At 59.8% G+C, this 5,406-nt stretch carries 2 protein-coding genes and 1 pseudogene; 1 reads left to right on the top strand and 2 read right to left on the bottom strand.

What is annotated here, in order from left to right; genetic code table 11:
* Window positions 1-1,097, top strand: a 1,097-nt coding sequence (locus tag AC27E8_RS00105) for an FtsK/SpoIIIE domain-containing protein (RefSeq protein ID WP_487111308.1), incomplete at its 5' end; no start/stop codon positions are given.
* A gap of 55 nt (window positions 1,098-1,152) precedes the next feature.
* Here the strand turns inward: AC27E8_RS00105 and AC27E8_RS00100 are convergent.
* Both AC27E8_RS00100 and AC27E8_RS00095 read right to left on the bottom strand, forming a co-directional pair.
* Window positions 1,153-4,869, bottom strand: coding sequence for a beta strand repeat-containing protein (locus AC27E8_RS00100; protein ID WP_487099295.1), 3,717 nt, complete (start codon window positions 4,867-4,869; stop codon window positions 1,153-1,155).
* Between the two features lie 169 nt (window positions 4,870-5,038).
* A pseudogene (locus AC27E8_RS00095) lies at window positions 5,039-5,406 on the bottom strand (hypothetical protein); the annotation flags it as partial.

Here is a 5,406-nt window from a genome sequence, read left to right as displayed (position 1 = left end):
ACTGGCTTGACCGTAACCGTGTGATTGTCGACGCTTCCTCCTTCGAGGAGGCGCTACGACGCGCGGACCTCTGGGACAACCCGCGCTACAAGCGCCCGACCCTCGTTCGAGTGAAAGAGCGCGCCAGTGGCGACGTGGAGCTTATTGTCGCAGGGCTCCCGGCTTCCATCTGGCAGAAGCCCGAGATCGCCGATCCCTTCTGCGCCTCGTTTGGCGTCGAGCGATTCCGCTCGGTGACCCAAGACCCGAAGCGCCGCGACCGTGTGCATCTGGTGCTCGCTTCCGGTTCGCTGGACCAGGTCGTCAAGGCGGCCAGTCGCGAATCGGGCGCGCGGCGACTGCCGAAACCCAAGGTCAAACGCGACCACAACGACGAGGAGTCGCACTCGGCGGTGTCGTTTCTCCTCGGTTATGGCCATGATGGGAAGGTGTTCTGGCGCCTTCCCACGTGGCCGCATCTCCTGATTGCGGGAAGCACCGGCAGCGGGAAGTCGACGCTCATACGCCAGATCATGGAGCAGGCCCTCGAAAGGGGCTGGCTTGTCTACCTGGTCGATCCCAAGGGCGGCGTCGACTATCTGGAACTCCTTCCGAGACTCGCTGAGCCCATGAAGGAGTTTCCGCAAGACGCACTGCCGCTTCTCGAAACGCTCTGGGCGACCCACCGCGAACGGCTCACCAAGCTCAAGGAAGCGGGCGCCTCGTCGCTTCGGGAAGCGCAGGAACGCAGTTTCCTGCTCGAGGAGAAACCGATCCTCCTCGTCGTGGACGAGCTCTCGATTTTTACGTCGAGCACGGGTGGCAAGGATGAGAAAGACATGCGCAACCGCGCGCATGCGTACCTCGAGCGGTTTGCCTTGGCCTCGCACGCGACAGGAATTACGCTCTTGCTCTCGGCGCAATATCCAACGGCCGAAATCCTCGGTTCCCAGATCCGCCAACAGGTCTGGCGCATCTGCGGACGCGTGGATGACGAAATCGCGTCCAGAACCATCCTTGGTGTCCCCGGAGCCGAAAAACTTCCACCGGACAAACCGGGGCGATTCTTGTACGTTGAGAATGGTGAATTGAAGGAGTTCCAAGCGATACTCCGATGAACAAAAAGAAAGCCGGCAGCCCAACGAGGGGCTGTCGGCTTCTTTCTTCACGACCTCAGTTCGAGTACGTCGTGGTTGCCGTTACTGAGGTACTACCTTGGGTGACTTTCACCGTAAGTGTATCACCTTTTACATCCGAGGATGTATACACACTCAGCGTGTACACACCATCTGTACCACCAGATACGGTGAAGTCGCCAGCGGCCGGATTGCTCGACACACCGGTGTAAGTTGTGCCGTTTCCGCTGTTATCCGAGACGGTGAAGTCCGAATAGGTGAGCCCGGTAATCGGGTTGCCATAAGCATCCGTCACCGTGACAGTACCGGAATAATCATAAGGTGAGGTACTGCTCGATGTAGAGAAGGTTCCCAGCGAGACAGTATTCACGGCTCCCGGATTCACCGTCACATTGCTCGACGACAGGGTAGCGCTGCTCCCATCGCTCGGCACGCTCACAGTAACAGTGTATGTGCCAGCCTGCAGCAGAGCCGGCGTGGTCACCTGGAATTGCCCGGTTGACGTTGTGGTCGTGCTCGCGGTTACCGTCGTACCGTTGCTATCGGTCAGCGTGACGGTCACCGACTTATTGGCAACAGCCGATGTGTTGCCATTTGACGTCTCCGTGAGCACGCCACTTATCGTTGCCGTGCTACCGGCTGTCACACTGGTAGGCGAAACGCTCACGTTCGACACGTTCAGCGTCGGCGCCTTCACAATGGTAAAGGTGCCTTGAGCTTCGGTTACACCATCATAGGTGTAAGTCACCGTGTACGTGCCGTCATCGCTACCCGCAGCAGCAGGAGCCACCGTCACCGTGCCATTCGACTGGTTAATGCTCACACTGCTCGGAAGTGTTCCACCACTGTAAGTGATACTGTAAGTACCACCCGAGATACCCGGCGCATTTGTGAGCGTTAATGTGCCACCCACCGTGTCTGTCACTTGCGACGGCGAATACGTCAGTGTACCTTGCGACGGCGTCACCTGCGTGCCCAGGTAGATGGTGGCCTCAGGCGTCGAGCTCGGACCGTTCATCCCGCTAGGCACAGAGCCGAACGACTTGGTTCCGTACGGCGCAAACACCAACTCGCCGAAGTCGGTGGTGTCGTTCGACTTCGAGTTCTCCGAGAAGGAGTACAGAGCCTCTGGTGTCGCAGAGGTAGCACCTGGCGCAGTTGTGATTTGCGCCGAGCCATTTTGGAACCCGGCGAAGTAGCTTGCACCGTTCGCCAGCGTGAGGGTGAACTGACCCTGAGCGTTCGTGTAGATGGTAATGTTGCCACCCTTTTGCCAGGATGCAACATTCGACAAGCCGACCGACGTATAGCCCGCGCTCGCTGCCGTCGCGTTGTTCGCGCCCAACGGAATCGGTGTCGGCACCACGGCAGACACGTTGCCGTTTGTCTCGGTCTCCTGAAGAGCCGTACCGTTGACAGCCGTGATCCAGAGCGGATCGTTTGCGTTCCACTTGTCAGGCACAAGCACGACCTGCGTGTTGGCCCCGACCGGGTTGCCAGACGCATCGACGACCTGGAACGTGAGCGTCTCGCTTGCACCAGGTGCCAAGTTCGACAGCACGGGGCTGACCGAGCTGACCTGGTTCGCGCCATTCGCTGTGAAGCCAATCGTCGCCGTCGAGGACACGTTGCCGCTGGACACCGTCAGCGTCGTGTTGCCCACGCTGCTGTTCGTGACAACCACACCGAAATCAGGCGACGTGGAGGTCAGCGGCGTGGCTTGCCCATTCACAAGCAGTGTATAGGTGCCGTTGCCATTGTACTGCGATGTCACCGCCACTGTAGTCAGACCCGTGGATCCGTTCACCGGATACAGATCGCCGTTGTAGTCGGTGATATACAGGATCGAGCCACTGTTGACCGACACCGTGTAGCTCAGCGTCTGCCCCGTCACCGGATGGTTCGAACCCTGCACGGTCTGCGGATCTGCGTAAATCGTGACCTGCGAGTTGTCGCTTGCTGAGACACCGGTCAGATTCGTGGTTGTGCTGGTATCCGCGTTTCCATCCGTGATACCCAAGCTGATCGACGACAGGGTCGTCGGCTGCGTGAAGCTGATGCTGTAAACCTCGTCATTGAGCGGCGTGGAACTCTGCACCTGACCCGCCACGACCGGATACAGCGCGAAGGTCGCGTTCTCCACCTGCGTGTCGGTCACTTGGAAGCTAATGTTGCCGCTCGCGTCCGCCGTCACCAGCTCACCCAGCGCGGAGGTCGCAGGCTCGCCAGCCGTAATGTTCGACCCGACGTTGCCCACGTTCGGGAAGTCCGTCGTCGACGCCTTGCCATTCGACGTCGTCACATAGCCAAAGTCTCCGCTGCTGCTGGAGCCCACCACGAGCACCTGACCATTCGGCACCGGGTTGCCCGACGCGTCGTACAGCGTGCCCGACACCGTCACATTGGTTCCAGCCGGAGCGCTGGTGTTGTAGTACAAGTTCCGCACGGTCGCCGGAACGCCCGCTTGGCCAAAGTCAATGGTCGTCGACAGCTGGTTCGAGTTCAGGCCCACGGCTCCGTTAATGGTCGCCGTCACCTCAATGCTCTCAGCCGCCGCGTCATTGACCCACACAACCGCCACACCGCTTGAGTTCGTGGACGTGGTCACCGTGGTGCCCAGGTTCGCGCCGGACGAGTTGGTGAAGTACGCGTTAAAGTACTTGGATGCACCGGTGATCTGGAACGTCACCGGGACATTCGCCTGCGGTTGGCCATTCGCGTTAGGCGGCAAGGTCACAACCACCGGAACCGCTGTACCAACGGCGGCTGCGTAGTTGCCGCTCGGCGAGATGCCTGCCTGGTTGCTCTGCACGTACTCGAGGTACACCGGCTGACTCGACACAGCTTGGCCATTGTTGCCAATCGCCGCGCTCGCCGTCACCTGGTACAGATATGTGCTCTGCGGGCCGGTCACCGTAATGGACGCCTGACCGCTCGAGTTCGTGTACACCGTGTACGACGCGGTGCCATCCGAGGTATAGGTCGGCGCCACCGTCGCGCCGGACGCGTTCGTCACGGACGGCAGGTACTGCACACCCAAGCCATACTGCGAGAACGTGAACGTCACTGCCGCGTTGCCAATCGGGTTGCCGTTCGAGTCCGTCAGGGTCGTGCTCAGGGTCACGGCCTTGCCATACGAGATGGCCGGACTGCTCACGGAGCCATTGCCCTGCGCCTCGCCAGAGAGCTGGATGGCGCTCAGGCTGCCAGACAGGTTCTGCCCCGTCGTGATCTCTAGGCCCACGTTCGGGTCAAACGAGTTCGAAATGCCGAGGGCCTTCAGGATGTTCCCGACATAGTACGCCGGCATGTAGGTCGTGACCGGGCCACCCGCCGGGTCCTTGGCAACTTGGGTGTTAAACTCCTTGATCAGGGTGCCATTCAGGGTCACTTTGGTGTTGCCGGAGCCCACGCCACCCGCGACTTGGACGCTCGAGGGGTTCGAGATGTTGGAATCGGTCAGCGCCCAAACGTGGGTCGCGCCATTCCAGGTCGCCGTGATGCCAATCTTCGCAAGCGCCTGGTCAAAGTAATAAATCGGGAAGAACGCCGTCTGGTTGCCGGAATCCATGCCCACCATCTCATACGGGTTGGACAGGATTTGCCCGTTCACCACAATCGGCACTTGATGGGCCGGCGTAAGACCGCTGGACGAGGTGTCCGCGAACGCCATCGGGCTAATCGCACCCAAGACAATCGCAGCCGAAGCAAAGCCACTCAGTGTGCGTTTCAAGTCCCCTTGTTGATCACCCATTCCCTTCCTTCCCTTACGTTGGACATGCCTGTCTCCATGCGCCTTCGCACCCCCTTCCAAATCCTGATCTTGACGCATGCTTGCAAGCAGCAAGCTTGCAACGTCCTTGCTATTGACGCGCAAGCTTGCTGAAAGCTTTCTATCTTCATCCTGTTCAAGTCCAAAAACGTCAGGAAGTTCGTTCCTGTTTCCGACCGGTGAGAAGGCCTTGAATGACGTGGTCGTAGCCGTGTTTGCGCAGGAATTCGAGAATCGCCGCCTCCAGAATCTCGCGCTGCGACATACGCCATGCCTGACTTGCGGCTCGGAGCAAGCGGTCAAGCTCTACCGATAGATGCAGGCTTTTCACCACCGAAAGCCCTGGGATGGTGTAGCGCGGCACGTCCGTCGCCCCTTGCTCCGTGTGCAAGAGCAGCCGCTCCAGCTTCGCCCGATGCTTCACCAGCATCCCCAGGATCTCGAGCGCGTCCCCAAGCGGAAGAGAAGTCGATTCGCTCTCATTCGACACCACCTGCCGAGCGTTGTCGGATTCCTCCG

The organism is Alicyclobacillus sp. CIJ1, from assembly GCF_057538885.1.
This window is presented reverse-complemented; position numbering and strand designations above follow the sequence as displayed.

Coding starts and splice junctions, on each gene's coding strand:
- AC27E8_RS00100 (WP_487099295.1), bottom strand. CDS start 4,869: ATGGGTGATCAACAAGGGGACTTGAAACGCACACTGAGTGGCTTTGCT.